The sequence below is a fragment of the Rhizobium sp. CFBP 8752 genome, from assembly GCF_014842035.1.
GTDB classification, from domain to species: domain Bacteria; phylum Pseudomonadota; class Alphaproteobacteria; order Rhizobiales; family Rhizobiaceae; genus Neorhizobium; species Neorhizobium soli.
In genome coordinates, this window is record NZ_JACYUZ010000001.1 from 1,879,700 (window position 1) to 1,899,621 (window position 19,922).

15 protein-coding genes and 1 tRNA gene are annotated in these 19,922 nt (G+C 58.9%); 7 read left to right on the top strand and 9 right to left on the bottom strand.

Annotation, left to right across the window (positions count from 1 at the left end; translation table 11 throughout):
- Positions 1-24: 24 nt before the first annotated feature.
- Entirely contained in the window at positions 25-489 is a 465-nt protein-coding gene (locus tag IFT59_RS09060; RefSeq protein WP_192086667.1) for a DUF1203 domain-containing protein, read from the top strand.
- A 10-nt stretch (positions 490-499) separates the two neighbouring features.
- On the opposite strand, the gene IFT59_RS09065 is transcribed toward IFT59_RS09060, so the two are convergent.
- A complete protein-coding gene (locus IFT59_RS09065) occupies positions 500-1,201 on the bottom strand; it encodes a PadR family transcriptional regulator (RefSeq protein ID WP_192086668.1) in 702 nt (233 codons plus the stop codon).
- Positions 1,202-1,473: 272 nt separating this feature from the next.
- Here IFT59_RS09065 and IFT59_RS09070 point away from each other — a divergent pair, with 272 nt between their 5' ends.
- Complete coding sequence (locus IFT59_RS09070) at positions 1,474-3,474, top strand: bifunctional 2',3'-cyclic-nucleotide 2'-phosphodiesterase/3'-nucleotidase (protein WP_192086669.1); 2,001 nt, start codon at positions 1,474-1,476, stop codon at positions 3,472-3,474.
- A gap of 35 nt (positions 3,475-3,509) precedes the next feature.
- On the opposite strand, the gene IFT59_RS09075 is transcribed toward IFT59_RS09070, so the two are convergent.
- Positions 3,510-4,478, bottom strand: a complete 969-nt coding sequence (locus IFT59_RS09075) for a LysR family transcriptional regulator (protein ID WP_062457631.1) — start codon at positions 4,476-4,478, stop codon at positions 3,510-3,512.
- Between the two features lie 134 nt (positions 4,479-4,612).
- Here IFT59_RS09075 and IFT59_RS09080 point away from each other — a divergent pair, with 134 nt between their 5' ends.
- Positions 4,613-5,230, top strand: a complete 618-nt coding sequence (locus tag IFT59_RS09080; protein ID WP_062458121.1) for an FMN-dependent NADH-azoreductase — start codon at positions 4,613-4,615, stop codon at positions 5,228-5,230.
- Positions 5,231-5,232: 2 nt separating this feature from the next.
- Here IFT59_RS09080 and IFT59_RS09085 read toward each other — a convergent pair whose 3' ends face one another.
- From IFT59_RS09085 to wrbA, 6 genes are all read right to left on the bottom strand, one after another.
- The gene (locus IFT59_RS09085; RefSeq protein ID WP_192086670.1) at positions 5,233-6,519 is read right to left on the bottom strand and encodes a GGDEF domain-containing protein; all 1,287 of its coding nucleotides are present in this window, start codon (positions 6,517-6,519) and stop codon (positions 5,233-5,235) included.
- A gap of 129 nt (positions 6,520-6,648) precedes the next feature.
- Complete coding sequence (locus tag IFT59_RS09090; RefSeq protein WP_092662072.1) at positions 6,649-6,969, bottom strand: HlyU family transcriptional regulator; 321 nt, start codon at positions 6,967-6,969, stop codon at positions 6,649-6,651.
- Positions 6,970-7,037: 68 nt separating this feature from the next.
- Positions 7,038-8,288 carry a threonine ammonia-lyase gene (gene ilvA / locus IFT59_RS09095; protein ID WP_371816176.1) on the bottom strand — a complete coding sequence of 417 codons (1,251 nt, stop codon included), beginning with the start codon at positions 8,286-8,288 and terminating at the stop codon, positions 7,038-7,040.
- A 159-nt stretch (positions 8,289-8,447) separates the two neighbouring features.
- The gene (locus tag IFT59_RS09100) at positions 8,448-9,347 is read right to left on the bottom strand and encodes an alpha/beta hydrolase (protein ID WP_192086671.1); all 900 of its coding nucleotides are present in this window, start codon (positions 9,345-9,347) and stop codon (positions 8,448-8,450) included.
- A 74-nt stretch (positions 9,348-9,421) separates the two neighbouring features.
- Positions 9,422-9,507 (bottom strand) — tRNA-Leu (locus tag IFT59_RS09105).
- Between the two features lie 121 nt (positions 9,508-9,628).
- A complete protein-coding gene (gene wrbA / locus IFT59_RS09110) occupies positions 9,629-10,228 on the bottom strand; it encodes an NAD(P)H:quinone oxidoreductase type IV (RefSeq protein ID WP_192086672.1) in 600 nt (199 codons plus the stop codon).
- 284 nt (positions 10,229-10,512) lie between these two features.
- Here wrbA and IFT59_RS09115 point away from each other — a divergent pair, with 284 nt between their 5' ends.
- The 3 genes from IFT59_RS09115 (at position 10,513) to gpt (ending at position 12,853) form a co-directional block, all read left to right on the top strand.
- The gene (locus IFT59_RS09115) at positions 10,513-11,301 is read left to right on the top strand and encodes a competence/damage-inducible protein A (protein ID WP_192086673.1); all 789 of its coding nucleotides are present in this window, start codon (positions 10,513-10,515) and stop codon (positions 11,299-11,301) included.
- Between the two features lie 120 nt (positions 11,302-11,421).
- Positions 11,422-12,261 (top strand): universal stress protein, encoded by an 840-nt coding sequence (locus tag IFT59_RS09120; RefSeq protein WP_062457648.1) that lies wholly within the window; start codon positions 11,422-11,424, stop codon positions 12,259-12,261.
- A gap of 94 nt (positions 12,262-12,355) precedes the next feature.
- Positions 12,356-12,853 (top strand): xanthine phosphoribosyltransferase, encoded by a 498-nt coding sequence (gene gpt, locus IFT59_RS09125; RefSeq protein ID WP_092662062.1) that lies wholly within the window; start codon positions 12,356-12,358, stop codon positions 12,851-12,853.
- Between the two features lie 59 nt (positions 12,854-12,912).
- Here the strand turns inward: gpt and IFT59_RS09130 are convergent, their stop codons facing one another.
- Positions 12,913-14,553, bottom strand: a complete 1,641-nt coding sequence (locus IFT59_RS09130; protein WP_192086674.1) for a M10 family metallopeptidase C-terminal domain-containing protein — start codon at positions 14,551-14,553, stop codon at positions 12,913-12,915.
- A 1,248-nt stretch (positions 14,554-15,801) separates the two neighbouring features.
- Here IFT59_RS09130 and IFT59_RS09135 point away from each other — a divergent pair.
- Entirely contained in the window at positions 15,802-19,626 is a 3,825-nt protein-coding gene (locus IFT59_RS09135; RefSeq protein ID WP_113110991.1) for a vitamin B12-dependent ribonucleotide reductase, read from the top strand.
- Positions 19,627-19,922 lie beyond the last annotated feature (296 nt).

Consider the following 19,922-nt stretch of genomic DNA (forward strand, 5'->3'; position numbering starts at 1 on the left):
CTATATATAGAAAAGGAGACGACCATGCCAATCTTCAACGCGATCCCGGGTGACCACGCAGAGCATCTATGGAACGGAGGCAGCAATTCCTACGGACACCAGCCGGAGACCATTATCTCGGATGGTCCCGGATATCCCTGCCGCCATTGCCTCAGGAATATCGGAGAGGGCGAAAGCCTGTTCGTTCTTGCCTATCGACCGTTTCCGACAACGCAGCCCTATGCCGAAACCGGTCCCATCTTCCTGCATAAGACGCCCTGCCCACGGTTTATCGCGGAAGAGGTTCTACCGCCAATTCTGGTCAGTCCGGATTACATCGTCCGGGGTTATGCAGAAGATAACAGGATCGTCTATGGCACGGGTGCGGTGACCCCGACGTCCGAAATCATGCGGCGCGCCGACGACCTGCTTCAACGCGCCGATATCGCCTATGTCCACGTTCGCTCGGCCCGCAACAACTGTTTCCAGTGCCGGATTGACGCGGCTTAGCAGGAGCCCCTTATGCCTGCGGGTCTCCGCCGTCCCGCTCCAGCTTTTCGGCAAAATCGAGGAGCTGCCGCACGAGATCGCCCGCAGCCTTGTCGTTTTGTTCGATCCTGCGAGCCGACACTTCTCTCAGGTTGAGAAGCGCCGCTTCCACACTGCGCGGCAGAGCCGGGCCGCGGTCATGATGTGGCCCCCTGTCGTGATCGCGGTGGTGTTCGTGCCGTTCCTGCTTCTGCTTGATCTTTTCAGCCAGCTCGGACAAGCGCTCGAGGATGGTCGTTGCGAAACTGCGGTTCTCATCGAGATGCGCACGGCCCTCGTCAGTGATGGTGTAACGCTTCTTGTTGCCATCCGCTACAGCCGTCACGTAGCCGGCTTCCTCAAGATAGGTCAGCGTCGGATAGATGACGCCGGGGCTGGGTGCGTAAAAACCATACGTCATATCTTCGATATGTTTTATGATCTCGTAGCCGTGGCGGGCTTCTTTCTCGATCAAGGCCAGGACGACCAGTCTGAGATCGCCCTGCATCAGAAAGCGACCGATACGTCCCTCGCCATCGTCGCCGAAGCCACGACCACCGCCCGGCCCGCCTTTTCCGCCAAAACCCCTACCCGCAAAGCCTTTGCTGAACGGAGCGCCCCGCATGGTAAATAGTCCCTCGAAGCCCGAGCGATCGGCGTTGCAGCTTCTGTGGCTTTCAAGTCGTTGAAACATCTTACTCTCCTTTAGAGTATCTTTCGATATATCTAAAGCTAGCACATTTCCACAACGCTGCAAGCTGCCAGATATATCTAAGTCATATCCTTTTGGTTTTTGTGGCGGATTTTTTTCGAGCTATCTGCGGCGCGCGGTGCGGCCGATCCGGATTGACCGTCGCGTCATTACCCGGCAGTCACCGAACTTTCGCCGACCGTCATTTAAGGGATGCGTCCTTGGGCGATTGTGCCTAAGCTCGCCTCCATCAGTGATCCGGAGGGAGATATTAGATGTCGCTTTTTACCAAAGACCTTTTCGAAAATCATGCGGTCTCGCGCCGATCCCTTCTCGGTGGCATTGCGGCCACATCGGCGCTGGTCATGCTCCACCCGTTTGCGGCACGCGCGGCCGCCAACCAGGCGCATCTGCGGCTGATGGAGACGACAGACATCCACGTGCATGTCTTCCCTTATGATTATTATGCCGACAAGCCGAACGACACACTTGGACTGGCCCGTACCGCCTCGATCATCGATTCGATTCGAGCCGAAGCCGGAAATTCGATGCTGATCGACAACGGCGACTTCCTGCAGGGCAATCCGCTTGGGGACTACATCGCCTATGAGCGTGGCATGAAGGAGGGCGACAAGCATCCGGTGATCACTGCGATGAACGTGCTGGGCTATGACGTCGGCACGCTTGGAAACCACGAATTCAACTACGGCCTCGATTTCCTGTTCAAGGTTCTTGCAGGATCCGGCTTCCCGCATGTCTGCGCCAACCTGACCAAGGGCCAGCTTGCCTCCAGTGCCAAGGACGACGATCTCTTCTTCAAACCCTACGTGATCATCGAAAAGCAGATCCGCGACGGTTCCGGCCAGTCGACCCCGATCAAGGTCGGCTTCATCGGCTTCGTGCCGCCACAGATCATGACCTGGGATAGCAAGAATCTTGAGGGCAAGGCGCAGACGCGCGATATCGTCGATGCTGCCAAGGCCTGGGTGCCTGTCATGAAGGAGGAAGGCGCCGACATCGTCATCGCCCTATCCCATTCCGGCATCGATGGTTCCGGCCAGAGCGATCGGATGGAAAACGCGTCTCTTTATCTCGCAGGGATCGAGGGTATCGATGCGATCTTCACCGGTCACCAGCATCTGGTTTTCCCGGGTCCAAAGGATTTCGAGGGCATTGCCGGCGCTGATGCCAAGAAAGGCACGCTGATGGGCAAGCCCGCCGTCATGGCCGGGTTCTGGGGCTCCCATATGGGTCTGATCGACCTGTTGATCGAAAAGGATGGCAGCGGCTGGAAGATCGTCGATTCCACCTCGGAAGTCAGACCGATCTATCACCGCGACGAAAATCGCAAGGTCGTTGCCGACGTCAAAGACAAGCCTGAGGTCACCGCGGCCATCAAGCCGGAACACGAGGCGACGCTTGCCTATATCCGCCGCCCGGTCGGCAAGACATCTGCGCCGCTCTATTCCTACTTCGCGCTGGTCGCGGATGATCCGTCGGTGCAGATCGTCTCAAATGCGCAGACCTGGTACATCAAGGACATGCTGAAGGATGGCGAGTACAAGGACCTCCCGGTGCTATCCGCCGCCGCTCCCTTCAAGGCCGGCGGTCGCGGCGGTGCGGATTACTTCACCGACGTCCCGACCGGCGACATCGCCATCAAGAATGTCGCGGATCTCTATCTCTATCCCAACACGGTTCAGGCCGTGCTGATATCGGGCGCGCAGGTCAAGAACTGGCTGGAAATGTCGGCTGGCATGTTCAACCAGGTCAAGCCGGGATCAAAGGATGTTCCGCTGCTCAACGCCGGTTTCCCGTCCTACAATTTCGACGTGATCGATGGCGTGACCTACCAGATCGACCTGTCCCAGCCGTCGCGCTTCGACAAGGACGGAAAGGTACTGGACGAGAATGCTCACCGTATCGTCGACCTGAAGTTTGACGGCAAGCCGATCGATCCGGCGCAGAAGTTTGTCGTCGTCACCAATAACTACCGTGCCGGCGGTGGGGGCAAGTTTCCGGAGATCGCCAGCGACAAGGTCATTTTCGTCGCCCCCGACACCAACCGCGACGTCGTTGTTCGCTACATCATCGATCAAGGGACGATCAATCCTTCGGCCGACGACAACTGGTCGTTCAAGGCGCAGCCCGGATCCACGGCCCTGTTCGAGACCGGACCCAAGGCGCGCCAGTTTGCCGGCAGCCTGAAGGGGACGAAGATCGAGGATGCAGGCGACGGCGAGAACGGTTTCGCGAAGTTCAGACTGGTTCTCTGAGGCGTCCCATCCAGTCGTCCGGCCGAGGACCCGCGTTATTCGGCAGCCTGCCAATACGTCCTTTCCGGCTCCTGCTTCAGGAGTTCGGGAAGGTCATCATGGTTTGGACATGAGGACAGCTTGGCTGCAAACGATTCGATCAACCACTGTCCCGCGGGTCCGGGCGGATTGGATGCCTTTCGCAAGGCGTAGATCGGATATTGTCCCTGCTCGTACGCGTCGATATCCAACGCGACCAGATCGCCGTTGCGGATGTCATCGAGCACCAGGGAGGCTGGAAGCCCACCCCAACCAAGCCCACCCTTGATCAGCTGATACTTGGTGGCGATGTCGCTGATGCGCCAGATCTTGTAGGACAAGACATTGAAGTTACGCCCTGCGGTAAGCCCTGACGCGTCGGTCACGACCAGTTGCGTCTCGTCGCGCACATCGGCAAGGGTGAGTGTGCGGTTGAGCTTCACCAATGGATGATCCGGCGCTGCGACCGGCAAGAGGTATGAATGACCGATCCTTTCGGCAATCAGCGAATCGTCCTGCTTAAGGAGAGCGCCACCGATGCCGATGCCGGCCCGTCCACTGATGACCTGGCCCATCACCATGCCGAGTTCCCCGACGCTGAGGTTGAGGGCGACACTTGGAAATTTCTCTCGGAATTCGCGTAGCTGGCTGACCACCGCGTCGGCCGGCACCATCACGCTGACGGCCAGCGTGATCTCGGCTTCCAATCCCTGAGTGATGCTCTTTGCCCGAGACCGCATGATCTGCAGGTCGGCAACGATCCGCCGCGCATCCATCAGCATCGCCCGCCCGGCCTCGGTCAGTTTTGGCTGACGCGCCCCGGCCCGGTCGAACAACTGAATCTCAAGCTGCGTCTCGAGGTTGGCAATCGTGTAGCTGACAACCGACTGAGCCCGGTTCAGCAGGCGTGAGGCTGCCGAAAAACTGCCGCTTTCGGCAACTGCGATGAAGACCTGCAGCTGATCGAGGGTGGGATTCGCGTCCATGTGACCTATCCAGATTTTAGATGGAAAGCTTCGACATTATCCCCATTCCATCGATTGCCGTCTACTCCTATTTGTCTTCTCAGACAGGCGACCTCCAGTCTCCCACCGTCGAGAAATTCATAGGAAACAAAGCAATGCCATCCATCCTTCTCGTGACATCCAGCCCTCGCGGCACCGAATCGCTGTCGACAAAGATTGCGACGGAATTTGTCGACAAGCTGAAGGTCCAGCATCCGGGCGCGACCGTTGTGACCCGTGATTTAGGTCAGAACCCGATCGCCCATCTCGACACCGTGACCACATCTGCGATCCGCAAGCCCGCAGATGCTCGCAATTCCGAGGAAGCGGCAGCAGCGAAACTGTCCGACGAACTCGTCGCCGAGTTGCTCGCCGCCGATACGGTCGTGCTTGCCACGGGCCTGATCAATTTCAATATCTATTCGACGCTGAAAAGCTGGATCGACAACGTTGCCCGCGCCGGCATGACGTTCCGCTACACAGCCGAAGGTCCGCAGGGACTTGCGACCGGCAAGAAGGTCTATGTCGTTCTGTCGGCCGCCGGCATCTATTCGGAAGGCCCGGCCATGGCGATGAACCACGCCGTTCCTTACCTCAAGACGGTTCTTGGCTTCATGGGCATGACGGATGTCGAAGTGATCTACATTGAAGGTACCGCATTCGGTCCGGAAGCGTATGAGAAGGCGATTGCCGCCGCACAGGATCGCACGCAGCAGCTTGCACTGGCCGCCTGATCCTAGACGTCCACACCGGTCGGTGAGACGAGACGCCCCTGACGGCCGTGGACATTGTCCCGGCCGTCTTTCTTTGCGTGATAGAGGCGTTGGTCCGCAACGCCGAACAGCGTGGCGAATGTGTCGCCATCGTCTGACGTGGTCGCCACTCCGATCGATACGGTGATGCACTTGCCATCCGGCCTGATGACAGACGCACAGATATCCTGGCGAAGCCGCTCGGAGAGCGCCAAGGCTCCTTCGTGGTTCGTGTTCGGCAGGATCAGCACGAACTCCTCGCCGCCGAACCGCGAGAGATGATCGCGCGGCCGCGTTCGGGCCTTGAGCTGCGTTGCCACGTCCTTGAGCACCTCGTCCCCCTTCATGTGACCGAAGAGATCGTTCACGTCCTTGAACCGGTCTGCGTCGATGATCACGAGACTGAGCTGCTGCCGCATGTCGATACTTTGCTTGATCATCGCCGGCGCATCGGCTTCCAGCCGGTTGCGATCGAAAACGCCGGTCAACCGATCGACGCCGCTTGTGGCAAGCAGCGCCTGATACCGCTCGCGAAACGTCAGATCATGAAAAATGTCGGCAATTTCGCGCCGCGACAAGGCAAGCCTCGGGATCTGTTCGACCCTGAGATAGGCGAGCAGCAGCACGGAATAGATGATCACCGCGAGCATTTTGGCGTACCAACCGCCGAACAGGACCGACAGCGGCGCGTCGAACAGCAATCGCAGTCCGGAATAGAAGGCAAGCTGGTCAAAGCTTAGAACGATCGCACCGCTGACGGCAAATCGCAGGATGATATGGCGCCTGAAGATCCGGCCGAAACGCTCATAGAGAAGAATGATGGCGATGGCGTCGATATAGAGCAGCGCCGTGCCCCATACCATGAGTGAGCCCATCTCGTTGAGAAAGACCATGTCGGCAGGCCGTCCCGCAGGAAGGGTGACGACCGGATGCGCCTGCAGAATCTGCGCGATGAGAACCGTCAGGAGATTGCCGAGAAACAGTCCGTAGATGGGCTGGCGCACCGTCGAGGCATCCTCTTTCAAGTACAAGAGGAGGATCATCATCAGCTTGCCCGCGAAGAAGACGGACGATCCGGGCGATACCAGCCCGAACGGCAGCTCGACATAGAAGACCGCCGCGAGGTAGGTCTCCATGAAGTGCATCACACCGAGCGCAGCCAAGAACACGCCAAGGCCAAGCTGGCGCCTGAAATGCAGGAAGGCGGCCATGATCGTGAAATAGACGATCGCTTCTGCAACGAACAGAAAGAGGTTCAAAACCTGCATCATCACGCCTTTTAAGCCTGGCGGACCTCGCGTTCACATCCCAAAGCCATGACTTTGTTAGCTAATCGCAACACCAGTTATGCCGGTAAATTGCTGCGGCGCAATAGAGGATCTCGCGGGACGGACGAACAATCAGGCAGAGCGCGAAACGGCGCCATCCGAGAACAGCGAGGCGCCGTTCTGATCAATGATCTGCTGTGCCTTGCGAACGGCATATTCGGATGCGTCCTCCGCAGAGGTGAACATGTCTGCCCGCACGAAAGTGCGGATGAGTGTCTCGCCGGCGACATCTTTTTCGATGCGGCCGGCAAGCCGGAACTGGCTGCCTTCCTTGATCGGTGCAGGATAGATGCGGCATTCGCCATGCATCTGCGGCTCGGCTTCCCGTGCGGGCGCGGTTTCGGATTTCGGGCCGGAAAATATCGAAAGAAGAGAGGAAAGAAACGAAGCCATGGATGAGTGCTACCCTTTGCTCGGCACCGGCGGAATCCGAAGACCATTCCGGTGCGATTTCGACAAAATCATATGATCAGGTTGGCAAGGATCTCGTTTTCGGTGATGTCCTCGTAACCAAGCCCCGCCGCCTCGAAGCGCTCGTGCAGACCGGCAAAGTTTCCGGACGCGGTCGTTTCAATACCGATGAGGATCGAGCCAAAGTTGCGGGCCGACTTTTTCAGGTATTCGAAACGCGCGATATCGTCTTCCGGACCGAGCAGGTTAAGAAAGTCTCGCAGGGCGCCCGGACGCTGCGGAAGGCGCAGGATGAAGTATTTCTTCAACCCCGCATAGCGCATCGCCCGTTCCTTGACGTCCGGAAGGCGTTCGAAATCGAAGTTGCCGCCGGAAACGATGCAGACTACCCGCTTTCCGGCCAGCTTCTCGCGGCCGAGCATCTCGAGCGCGGTGATCGACAGAGCACCGGCGGGCTCCAGCACAAAGCCTTCGAGGTTGAGCATCTCCGTGAGCGTCACGCAGATCGCGTTTTCGGGAACGAGCAGAACCTGATCGGGAGAAAATCCCTTCAGCATCTCGAAATTCAGTTCGCCGATCCGCGCAACCGCAGCGCCATCCACGAAGTTGTCGACCTTCGGAAGTGTGACGAGCGACCCGGTCTGGAGGCTGGTCTTCAGGCTTGGAGCACCTGTCGGCTCGGTGAAAATAAAGTTTTCCTTCGCCACCACGTCGGAAAGATAGCCGCTCAGTCCTGACGCAAGCCCACCACCGCCGACCGGCATGATGACGAGATCAGGCGTTGCGCCTTCCGGCAGTTGCTCGAGGATTTCGGCAGCGACTGTCGCCTGCCCCTCGATGATATGAGCCGCATCGAACGGTGGCACCATCATGCCACCGGTCTCCTCCACATGGGCGCGTGCCGCGGCATAGCACTGGTCAAAGATGTCGCCGACGAGCTTGATGGTGATGTACTGGCCGCCGAAGATCCGCGTCTTGTCGATCTTCTGCTGCGGCGTCGTTACCGGCATGAAGACGACGCCCGGCACTTCGAAATGCCGGCACACGAAGGCAAATCCCTGCGCGTGATTGCCGGCCGAGGCACAGACGAAGGTGCGATCCTTTGCCCCGTCGGCGATCGCCTTGCGAAGAAAGTTGAAGGCGCCGCGGATTTTGTAGGAGCGGACCGGAGACAGGTCCTCGCGCTTCAGCCAGATCTCTGCGCCGTATTTACGGCTCAGATGTTCGTTGAGCTGAAGCGGCGTCTCCGGAAAGATCGTCCGCATTGCGGCTTTTGCTTCGTCGACACCGAGCTTCGTCACGCTAAACATCCCAATTCTTCACGATTTCATCCGCTATGCCACACGTGCCGTAACAAGACCAAGGCCGTTTTGCAGACTTTCCGTTCTGTGCGCGTTTTTGGGAACAAAAACATCGATGCCCCAGAATCTTCGGGCAATGGCGACGCGCTCTGCGCGGCACTATTGATGCAGGAGTTTGCCGATGAACCGGGTCGCTTCCGGCAGACCCGAGCGCCAATAGGTCCAGTCGTGGCCACCTTCACGCGCCATGAAGCGGTGCGGCACGCCGAGCTTCTGCAGCTTGACCGTCAGTTCCGCATTGCCCACGAAAAAGCTGTCGGACGATCCGCAATCGATGAAGAGTTCGGTTTTGCGGATTGCGTCTGGAGGCGTCTTGTCAACGAGATCGAGAACGCTGTTGGCGTAGTAAGGCTGGTTCAGCCGATCCGTGGCACTCAACCCCTCACCCCAAGCCTTGCCGTACCGACGGTCATAGCCTGCCTGATCCATCGCTACAATCTGCTGATCGGTTCTGAACGCAGCACTCAGCGCTGCAGCACCGGCGAACAGATCCGGATATTTCAGCGCGTAGGCCATGGCTGCATAACCACCCATGGAAAGGCCCAGAATGCCGCGCGACTTCTTGCCTGCGATCACCGGGAACGAGCCCTCAACGTGCGGAATGAATTCCTTCACGAACATATCCTGCCACAGATATTTTCCGTCGGCATCGTTCATATAATAGGTGTTGAACTTGTTTTCCTCGTCCCGCCGACCCTCAGGCGTCACGGCTATGAAGGGCGGTACTTCGCCGCTTTCGATCAGTTTGTCGAAGATCAGGTTGGCATTCCCATACCGGTACCAGTCCTGATTCTTTCCATCGCCACCACCGTGCATCAGATAGATGACCGGGTATCGCCGTTCGTCGGATCCGTAGCCTGGAGGAAGATAGAGCGTAAACTCGACATTCTTGCCAAGGATCCGGCTCGCCATCACCTGGCCTTCCTTTACGACGCCAGCCGCGAATGCATTCGCGCTGACGAATAGACCGGCCACAACGATCAAAATTGCCCTGAGCATACGTTTTTCTCCTACCGCTCCTGATGGAAATAGAGGGCAAGGAGATCAATTCAATTTGGAAAGGTTAAGAATGATGGTGCGGACGACGGGGGTCGAACCCGTAAGACCTGAGGTCGGCAGATTTTAAGTCTGCTGCGTCTACCAATTTCGCCACGTCCGCCTGGGTTCCTGTTTCGTGAAGTTCGCCTTCGACGTCAAGGACGGAAATTGCAGGCGGCGGCAGGCGCGCAACAAAAAAGCGCGGAGCCGAGGCCCCGCGCTTTTCACTTGAAGTGGGCAGATCAGACGCAGAGCTTGGCTGCAGTCTTTGCAACGTGGGCGCCCTGGAAGCGTGCGCCTTCGAGTTCAATCTCGGAAGGCTGGCGCGAGCCGTCGCCGTTGGTGATGGTCGTGGCGCCGTAAGGCGAGCCACCCATGACTTCTTCCGTGCCCATCTGGCCCTGGAAGGAGTAAGGCAGACCAACCACGGCCATACCCTGGTGAAGGAAGGTCGGGATGAAGCCGAGAATCGTCGATTCCTGGCCGCCATGCTGGGTGGCCGACGAGGTGAACACGGAGCCGACCTTGCCGATCAGCTTGCCGGCGAACCACAGGCCACCGGTCTGATCCCAGAAATTGCGCATCTGCGAGGCAACCGAACCGTAACGGGTACCGGCACCGACGATGATCGCATCGTATTCAGCGAGCTCGTCCGGTGTGGCGATCGGAGCCTTCTGATCAAGCTTGAAGTGCGATGCCCTGGCAACCTCTTCAGGAACCAGTTCCGGAACGCGCTTGACGGTCACTTCGGCACCGGCCGAGCGAGCGCCTTCGGCGACAGCATACGCCATCGTCTCGATATGGCCGTACGAGGAATAGTAGAGAACCAGTACTTTTGTCATTGTTTTCAATTCCTTTGCAGGTGCTGGAATGATGATCGCAAGGCGGCGACGGACCACGTCACGATCATGGCAAGCAGGACGCTTTCCGTTAACAGGCCTCGAGGCTTAGCTAGCGCAGTGTCACGGCACCGGCCAGAGGGCGATCTCTGCACGGACTGTCCACAATTGCTGAACGCGATCGAATGTTTGTCGTTTCATTCGCACGTCAGTTTTTGGATTGAACGATTGCAATCGTTTCCCGGCGCGCGCTAACGTTCCCGTGCAATGAGAAAGCGAGCGCCTCCATGTCCGATACCCTGTCATCCTCACCTACCCTCGTCAGCGCGGCGATGCTCGCCATCGGCGACGAGCTTCTTTCCGGCCGGACCAAGGACAAGAATATCGGCCACCTCGCCGACCTGCTGACGCTTTCAGGCATCGACCTGAAGGAAGTGCGCATCGTTGCGGACGAAGAAGACGCGATCGTTGAGGCTCTGAACGCTTTGCGTGCCCACTACGATTACGTTTTCACATCCGGCGGCATCGGCCCGACCCATGACGACATCACCGCGGATGCAGTCTCAAAAGCATTCGGAGTGCCCTGCATTCACGACCCGGAAGCGATGCGGTTGCTCGCCGAGATGTACAAGCGCCGCGAAATGGAATTCACCGAGGCCCGCCAGCGCATGGCGCGGATGCCGCAGGGTGCCACGCATATCGCCAATCCGGTTTCAACGGCACCCGGCTTTGTCATCGGCAATGTCCACGTGATGGCCGGTGTACCGCAGGTGTTCCAGGCGATGATGGACAATGTTCTGCCGACGCTCAAATCGGGCTCGAAAGTGCTGTCGCGCGCAATTGCCTGCCCCTATGGCGAGGGCGATATCGGGACCCCGCTTGCGGCTGTGCAGAAGGCGCATCCGGAGACCAGCATCGGCTCTTATCCGAAATACGACGGCAAGCGCTTTTCAACCGAGCTGGTGGTCCGCGCCCGCGATCCGCAGGTTCTGGACGCGGCCGCGCAGGCTGTCGCGGACATGATTGCCAATATCGACGGCACCCGGATTGCCGACAACCCGACGGCGGACGCCTGAGAGAGACCTGCGCGAGCTGGCCTTCCCCAAGTCGATCGACCAAGCCCGATCTGGGCATCACGTAACAATTAGAGACCGGATTTCGGCTCCCCGGCGCCGGTCAACAAGGGAGATGACGCCATGGCTTACAAAACCATTCTTGCTGTCCTCGACATTCCGCAGAACGCCCGGCAAATGGCGGATTTTGGCGCGGCCCTGGCTGAAACGTTCTCCGCCCACCTGATTGGCGTGCATGCCGAGACGCTTGCCGCCGTGCCGTTGATCGCGCCGATGGAGATCCCCGATCCCGCAGCGGTCCAGGTCCTGCAGGAGGTTGCCCAGAAGGAAACGGCCATGGTCGCCGACATCTTCAACACGGTGTCCACGCGTGAGGGACTGTCGCGCGAATGGCGCAGTTTCGTCTCCTCTGCCGGATATGGCGCGAGTTCGGTGATGGAGACTGCCCGGACCGCGGACCTCATCATTGCAAGCCAGAGCGACCCTTCGCATTCGGATCACCGGGCCGATCTCGAAACATTCCTGTTCGAGAGCGGTCGCCCGATGTTGCTCGTTCCCCACCGGATGACCGCCTTCAAGCCGATCGAGCGTGTTCTGATCGGTTGGAACGGTTCCAAGGAAGCGGCCCGCGCGACCTTCGACGCCCTGCCCTTCCTCAAGACCGCCGCAAGTGTGGAAGTGCTCGTCGTCGACCCGCCGGAGCGCGGCGACCAGACGGCCGAGTTTGCGGGAACCGAGATTGCCACAAGTCTTGCGCGACATGGCGTCAACGTCACTGTCACCACGCGGATCGGTAGCCGCGAGACGCCAGCCAAGGCCATCGAAAACCGGCTTTTGGACGACAGTATCGATCTGCTGGTCATGGGTGGCTACGGCCATTCCCGCTGGTGGGAAATGCTGTTCGGAGGGACGACACGCAGCGTTCTGGATTCAATGACCGCGCTGACGCTTCTGTCGCGGTGAAGGGTCGGGCGGAAGTCGTTCTACCCACCTTGCCAGAAACATCCGTTTCCCGCTATTAGCGAGAGCCAAAGCAGATCTAAGCCAAGGCTCTCCAATGTCTCTTCCCGAAAAAGCTTTCCCCGTCTCCTGGGACCAGTTCCACCGTGATGCGCGCGCGCTGGCGTGGCGTCTCGCCGGTTTGGGTCAGGAGTTCAGAGCGATCGTCTGCATCACGCGCGGCGGCCTTGTGCCGGCGGCGATTATTTCGCGCGAGCTGAACATCCGCCTGATCGAGACCGTCTGCATCGCGTCCTACCACGACTACGTCAACCAGGGTGAGATGAACCTTCTGAAAGGGATTTCGCCCGAGCTCTGCGAAGACGGTGGGCTTGGCATACTCGTGATCGACGACCTGACCGACACCGGCAAGACAGCCTCCGAGGTGCGTGCCATGCTGCCAAAGGCGCATTTCGGCTGCGTCTATGCAAAGCCGTCGGGCGTGCCGATGATCGATACGTTCGTGACCGAGGTCAGCCAGGATACGTGGATCTATTTCCCCTGGGATATGGGCTTCACCTACCAGGAGCCGATCGCCAAGGGCCACAAGGGCTGAATTGCCATACGACATCCAGACCGGCCCACCCGTGCCGGTCTGTCTTCGCGCAACCGGTTTTAGACGATCAGGAAATCCTGATAGCTCAGCGCCAGGCTCTTATCGAGATGCGCGATCATGATCGAGCCGCCGGACTTGCTGCCGTTGGCATCGTAGAACAGATTTCCGGTATCGGTTTCGTAGACCAGAAAATCGTTGCTGTCCTTGGCCGTTGGCGACGTGCTTTTCAGGAAATTGCCGCTGGAAATCGCTCCGTTCTTGGTGAAGGCGGTGAAGATCGCGTTCTCCAGATGGATCAGATCGTCCACGACCGAGAAGTCGGTGATCGTATCGACATTCGTTGAGCTGTTCAGCGCCGAACTGAAGACGAACGTGTCCTTGCCGCTGCCACCGGTCAGGGTATCGTTTCCGGTACCACCGATCAGCTTGTCGTTGCCGCCGTTGCCGATCAGCTTGTCTTGTCCAGCCCGACCTTCGAGGATGTTGGCGACCGCGTTGCCGACGATGACGTCCACGCCCTTGCCGCCGATCGCGTTCTCGATCACCGTGCCCCGCGACAGCGAGAGATTGTTGATCCCGCCCGAGACGCTCGAGAATTCCTCAGCATTGAGGTCGATCCGCTGGTTTCCCGACGCCCAGCTGAAATTCAGCGTATCGCTGCCGCCGGTATCGACCAGGTTCATCGCGACATCCTTGCCGAGGAAGTCGGACTTCAGGTCGTAGGTCGTGTTGCCCGAACTGATCGCCGTGGTCCCGTAGAGGTTGCGGATGGCAAGGACGTCCACCATCATCGGCGTGATGGAAGTGGTGCCGGAGCCACCGGCCCAGACACTGACCTGATCGTCGAAATAGGACATCACCGTCAGTTGTGAGGAATCGTTTTCGAACCGGTTGTCTATGCCCCAGGTGGCGTTGCCGTCATAGTTGCCCGCATGGCCGAGCCCCAGCGCATGACCGATCTCGTGCACATAGGTGGACATCGTGTAGCTGTCTGCGCCCGCGCCGTAGTCGGTGATCCAGCTTGCCGCCACATTGACGAAAGACGCCGTGGTGAAACCGCCGATGATCGACGTCGATCCGCCGTAAGCGCCGCCCTCCTTGTCGTCGAAGGAGATCTGTGCCGAACCGGACACGAACTTGAACTTGATGCCGGAGGCTTCCGTCCAGGCAGTGAGAGCCCACTTGGCCAGCTGCTGGCCCTGGGTGGTCAGCGCACCGATGTTGACGGTCAACGTGCCGCCGGCCGCGATATTGAACTTGAAGGGCGTGCCGCCGTCGCTGGTCCAGAAATCCGTGGTCAACTGCTTGGCGATCGTATCGTAGCTTGCGAATTTCGGGGCGGTAACAACCGTCGTCTTCAGCGCATAGTCGCCTGACCATTCGTCGTCGTGACTGCCGACGCGGATATAGTAGGTGCCGCTCTTTTCGGCAAAGACGCTGAGCGTCGACTTCTCGAAGTCCGTGTCGAGACTGTTCTCGTCGATATCAATCGCGATGCCGTCCGCGTCCATGACCTGGAGACCGGCCCAGCCGACCGTCCCCGACATGTCGAACTGATAGGCTTTGCCTGCAGTGAGCGAGACCTTGATCCAATCGGCATCTCCGGTCGCCAGCGCGCCGGTGAACGTGTCGCCGGCAGCGATCTTGTAGGCCGTGGAACGGCTAGCCGCTGCGTCAGTCTCTTCCGTGTAAGTCGCCATTCAAGTCTTCCCCGGCCTTCCTGTGGCCATTCAAAATCCTGATGCCTCGACAAGCTGCCGGGCAAATGCCTTCAGAATATCGTCATTCAAAGCTGCGTCCGAGACGACGGTCGTCACGACCGGTCCGGAACGCCAGCCAGCAGCTCCGTCTGCCTTCCAGCGCAATCTCGCAGACACGCTGTTTGTGCGAGCGCGCGTCACCTCGAAGACGAACTGTCCATAACCAGGTCCTCGACCCGTCATCTGCTGGACTGTGGAGCGGACAGCATTACAGGCGGACCTCGAAACTGCAGTATCCATGGTATGCGCAAATTCGCAACGATACGAAGGTCGTTGCGTCGCATCGGCAAACGCGGCGAGCGAGCCGGAGGTACAGATCACCGCGAGCCCGAGTGTACGAAAGATTGCCTGACGACTATGCCGCGCAACGACGTCGCCGAACATCATGGGCTCCCTCTTTTGAACTCGCTTTTTGCGAAACCTACTTGCATCCCGGTTAGATATACGAAAACCGTTTACGGTACATTTGCGGAATACGAGGGATGAGAAATCGGAGCGATGGACTTACCCCTGCAAGACGTGCCGTTTGGAAACATTTCCGGCTGTCAACAGAGCGAACCGCATTTTCCCAACCTCGAAAATAATCCGAAATTGTCGCCGGTGTCACACAGATGCTTCAGAGCATAGGCAAAGTCCCTGCTTTACAGGCGTCGCACTGTCGAAGCAGTCCTGATCGCGAACGCCGTCCAATTGCGTGAACTTTGCGCAGTCCGGTACTTGACGTCGTAAATCACTGAGATTCCTCAACGTTTTTTCTTCCCCGTTATCCACAGCCAAACCTACAATATCTTGTGGTTACGAAACCACTAACAACTACGGCTTGACGAATCTCCCCTGGAGGTCGACATTGCCATCAGGTTGCGGCGGCGACTGGACCGGGAGTAACGAGGCCGGTTCTTTTTCGAGTCAAAATGGGTTTCCTGCAGGTCGTGGCGGTTCTTGAGGATCGCCTGGTGACGGATTTCCATGGCCGCTCGATGGTCTGCTGAAACGGTGCTGGCGCTGGCGGAAAGAAACTGTTAATACTATATTTAGTGTTTGCAGCCACCATCCATCACAAGATACAGACATGCCATCCATGATGTTTCACTGGGTGATAAAATTTTGACCGGCTGCCCATGATGGCGAGCAGCCGGCATGAACACGTGCGCCCCATCGAGTGGCGCCTCACTGACGAGGGATTAGGCAATGCGCATCGAACGTCGTTTCACCAAGCCGGAAACGGGCGCCTACGGAGAGATCGAATTCCGCAAGGCAACCAGCGAGATCCGTAATCCGGATGGCTCGATCGTCTTCCGGCTTGCGGATATCGACGTGCCCACGCAGTTCTCGCAGGTTGCGACGGACGTTCTGGCGCAGAAGTATTTCCGCAAGGCCGGCGTGCCTGCGCGCCTGAAGAAAGTCGAAGAAAACGACGTTCCGTCGTTCCTCTGGCGTTCGGTTGCCGATGAAAAGGCGCTGCGCGATCTTCCCGAAGGCGAGCGCTACGGTTCGGAAATCGATGCGCGCCAGGTATTTTCGCGTCTTGCCGGTACCTGGACCTACTGGGGCTGGAAGGGCGGCTATTTCACGTCGGAAGACGACGCGTCCGCGTTCATGGACGAGCTTGCCTATATGCTTGCCACCCAGCGCGTTGCGCCGAACAGCCCGCAGTGGTTCAACACCGGCCTGCATTGGGCCTATGGCATCGACGGTCCCGGCCAGGGCCATTTTTATATCGACCCGTTCACCGGCAAGCTGACCAAGTCGAAGTCGTCTTACGAGCATCCGCAGCCGCATGCCTGCTTCATCCAGTCGGTCGGCGATGACCTCGTCAACGAAGGCGGCATCATGGACCTGTGGGTTCGTGAAGCCCGTCTGTTCAAGTACGGCTCCGGCACCGGCTCCAACTTCAGCCATCTGCGCGGCGAAGGCGAAAAGCTTTCGGGCGGCGGTCGCTCCAGCGGCCTCATGAGCTTCCTCAAGATCGGTGACCGTGCAGCCGGCGCCATCAAGTCGGGCGGCACGACGCGCCGCGCGGCCAAGATGGTCGTGGTCGATATCGACCATCCGGATATCGAGGAATACATCAACTGGAAGGTCAAGGAAGAGCAGAAGGTTGCCGCCCTCGTCACCGGTTCCAAGATCGTCAGCCGTCATCTGAAGGCAATCATGAAGGCTTGCGTCAATTGCGAAGCCGATGGCGACGAGTGCTACGACCCGCTGAAGAACCCTGCCCTGAAGCGCGAGATCAAGGCCGCCAAGAAGGACCAGGTTCCGGAAAACTACGTCAAGCGCGTCATCCAGTTCGCCCGTCAGGGCTACAAGGATCTCGAGTTCAAGACCTACGACACCGACTGGGATTCGGAAGCATACCTCACTGTCTCCGGCCAGAACTCCAACAATTCCGTTTCGCTGAAGGACGACTTCCTCAAGGCGGTCGAGAATGACGGCGACTGGAACCTGACCGCTCGCAAGGACGGCAAGGTCATGAAGACGCTGAAGGCCAAGGACCTGTGGGAACAGATTTCCTATGCCGCATGGGCGTCTGCCGATCCGGGCATCCACTTCAACACGACGATGAACGACTGGCACACGTCGCCGGCCGGTGGACCGATCCGCGGCTCGAATCCGTGCTCGGAATACATGTTCCTCGACGACACGGCCTGCAACCTTGCCTCGCTGAACCTTCTTCAGTTCAAGAACCCCGCGACGAAGAACATCAACATTGCCGATTACGAGCATTCGGTCCGCCTGTGGACCGTCGTTCTCGAAGTCTCGGTCATGATGGCGCAGTTCCCGTCCAAGGAAATTGCCGAACTCTCCTACCAGTACCGCACGCTCGGCCTCGGCTATGCCAACATTGGTGGCTTCCTGATGTCGTCGGGCATTCCGTATGACTCGAAGGAAGGCCGCGCCATTGCCGGCTCGCTGACCGCGATCATGACCGGCGTTGCCTATGCGACGTCTGCCGAGATGGCCGGCGAACTCGGACCGTTCGCGAATTTCGCACCGAACCGCGAAAGCATGCTGCGGGTCATCCGCAACCACCGCCGCGCGGCTTACGGCGAAACCTCCGGCTACGAGCAGCTGTCGGTCGATCCGGTTGCGCTGATCCACTCGGAAAACCCGGACCAGGATCTCGTCATCCATGCAAAGGCTGCCTGGGACAAGGCGCTGCAGCTGGGTGAAAAGCACGGCTACCGCAACGCCCAGACAACCGTGATTGCGCCGACAGGCACGATCGGTCTGGTCATGGACTGCGACACGACCGGCATCGAGCCCGACTTTGCACTGGTCAAGTTCAAGAAGCTTGCCGGTGGTGGGTACTTCAAGATCATCAACGGTGCCGTTCCGGAAGCGCTTCGCAGCCTCGGCTATACCGAAAGCCAGCTTGCGGAAATCGAGGCCTATGCGGTTGGTCACGGCAACATCAACCAGGCTCCGGGCGTCAACCCCGGCACACTGAGGGCAAAGGGCTTCTCCGACGAGAAGATCGCTGCCATCAACGGCGCAACCAAGGCTGCCTTCGACATCAAGTTCGTGTTCAACCAGTGGACGCTCGGCACCGACTTCCTCAAGGAAACCCTGAAAGTTTCCGACGAGCAGCTGGCCGACATGAGCTTCAACCTGCTCGAGCATATCGGCTTCTCGAAGAAGGACATCGAAGCTGCCAACATCCACGTTTGCGGTGCGATGACGCTGGAAGGCGCGCCGTTCCTCAAGGACGAGCATCTGCCGGTATTCGATTGCGCCAACCCGTGCGGCAAGATCGGCAAACGCTACCTGTCGGTTGAAAGCCACATCCGCATGATGGCGGCGGCCCAGCCGTTCATCTCCGGCGCGATCTCCAAGACGATCAACATGCCGAACGAGGCGACCGTCGAAGATTGCGGCGCAGCTTACATGCTGTCCTGGAAGCTGGCTCTGAAGGCGAACGCCCTCTACCGCGATGGTTCGAAGCTGTCGCAGCCGCTCAACGCCTCGCTGATCGACGAAGACGATGCAGAGGACGCGATCGAGGACCTGATTGCAGCACCAACTGCCGCGCAGGCCGTGACGATCACCGAAAAGATCGTCGAGCGGATTGTCGAACGCGTCACCCGGGAACGGGAAAAGCTGCCGAACCGCCGTCAGGGTTACACCCAGAAGGCCAATGTCGGCGGACACAAGGTGTATCTGCGCACCGGTGAATTCGGTGACGGCCGCATCGGCGAAATCTTCATCGACATGCACAAGGAAGGCGCCGCCTTCCGCGCGATGATGAACAACTTCGCCATCGCCATCTCGCTCGGTCTCCAGTACGGCGTGCCGCTCGAGGAATATGTGGAGGCCTTCACCTTTACCAAGTTCGAGCCGGCCGGCATCGTGACGGGCAATGACGCGATCAAGAACGCCACGTCGATCCTCGACTACGTGTTCCGCGAACTGGCCGTGTCCTATCTCGGCCGTCACGATCTGGCGCATGTCGATACGTCGGACTTCTCGCAGACGGCACTTGGCAAGGGTATCGAGGAAGGCAAGACCAACCTTCTCTCCACCGGCTGGACGCGCGGCTACAAGCCGACCCTCGTCTCGGGTGGTTCCGACCGGTTGGCTGGCAACGAGCCGAAGGGTTCGGCAGGGGGCTCCGCGGCAAAGGCCTCGGTCGGCAGCGGCGGCGGCAACGTCACATCGTTTGCCGGCTCGGCTGCCCGCAAGCTCGAAACCACGCTTGCGATCTCCACATCGGAAGTCGTGTCCTTCAAGCGCGACTACGAAGAGCGGCCTCGCGAAGTGGCAGATGACATCGCCGACGAGCAGCTTGCCGACGAAGGCCAGCAGGTCGCAACCGCCCTCTTCTCCGACAAGGCTGAGGCAGACGCTGCCGCTGCCAAGGCGGAAGCCAAGAAGAAGGAAGCCGATCGCCGCATGAAGTCGATCATGCAGGGCTACACCGGCAACATGTGCACCGAGTGCCAGAACTTCACCATGGTCCGCAACGGAACATGCGAAAAGTGCGACACCTGCGGCGCAACGAGCGGCTGCAGCTGAGTTGAGACGGGATTGGTGAGCGGCTAGCCCTCACCTGAGCCAAATTAGTCTAATCTGATCCCCGCACTGATGATGTTCAGTGCGGGGATTTTTCTTGCGGCCTTTTCCTCAAACACTGAATAAACGCTGTTCGTAGCTGTTCCCTCGAAACAGTCTTTCCCGTGTAAGCCAAAAGCGAGGAACCGAGCTTAGAGCGCTGGCGACCCACGGCCAGCAACGGCATGACCTGCAATCCGGTTTGATCCTAGCGTGGCCCACCCCACTTCACAAAGCCGTGTCACCGCACTTCGCCTTGC

Coding starts and splice junctions, on each gene's coding strand:
- gpt (WP_092662062.1), top strand. CDS start 12,356: ATGTCTCTTCCCGAAAAAGCTTTCCCCGTCTCCTGGGACCAGTTCCAC.
- IFT59_RS09090 (WP_092662072.1), bottom strand. CDS start 6,969: ATGGCTTCGTTTCTTTCCTCTCTTCTTTCGATATTTTCCGGCCCGAAA.
- IFT59_RS09070 (WP_192086669.1), top strand. CDS start 1,474: ATGTCGCTTTTTACCAAAGACCTTTTCGAAAATCATGCGGTCTCGCGC.
- IFT59_RS09075 (WP_062457631.1), bottom strand. CDS start 4,478: ATGGACGCGAATCCCACCCTCGATCAGCTGCAGGTCTTCATCGCAGTT.
- IFT59_RS09060 (WP_192086667.1), top strand. CDS start 25: ATGCCAATCTTCAACGCGATCCCGGGTGACCACGCAGAGCATCTATGG.
- IFT59_RS09085 (WP_192086670.1), bottom strand. CDS start 6,519: ATGATGCAGGTTTTGAACCTCTTTCTGTTCGTTGCAGAAGCGATCGTC.
- IFT59_RS09065 (WP_192086668.1), bottom strand. CDS start 1,201: ATGTTTCAACGACTTGAAAGCCACAGAAGCTGCAACGCCGATCGCTCG.
- IFT59_RS09080 (WP_062458121.1), top strand. CDS start 4,613: ATGCCATCCATCCTTCTCGTGACATCCAGCCCTCGCGGCACCGAATCG.
- IFT59_RS09130 (WP_192086674.1), bottom strand. CDS start 14,553: ATGGCGACTTACACGGAAGAGACTGACGCAGCGGCTAGCCGTTCCACG.
- IFT59_RS09115 (WP_192086673.1), top strand. CDS start 10,513: ATGTCCGATACCCTGTCATCCTCACCTACCCTCGTCAGCGCGGCGATG.
- IFT59_RS09135 (WP_113110991.1), top strand. CDS start 15,802: ATGCGCATCGAACGTCGTTTCACCAAGCCGGAAACGGGCGCCTACGGA.
- IFT59_RS09100 (WP_192086671.1), bottom strand. CDS start 9,347: ATGCTCAGGGCAATTTTGATCGTTGTGGCCGGTCTATTCGTCAGCGCG.
- IFT59_RS09120 (WP_062457648.1), top strand. CDS start 11,422: ATGGCTTACAAAACCATTCTTGCTGTCCTCGACATTCCGCAGAACGCC.
- wrbA (WP_192086672.1), bottom strand. CDS start 10,228: ATGACAAAAGTACTGGTTCTCTACTATTCCTCGTACGGCCATATCGAG.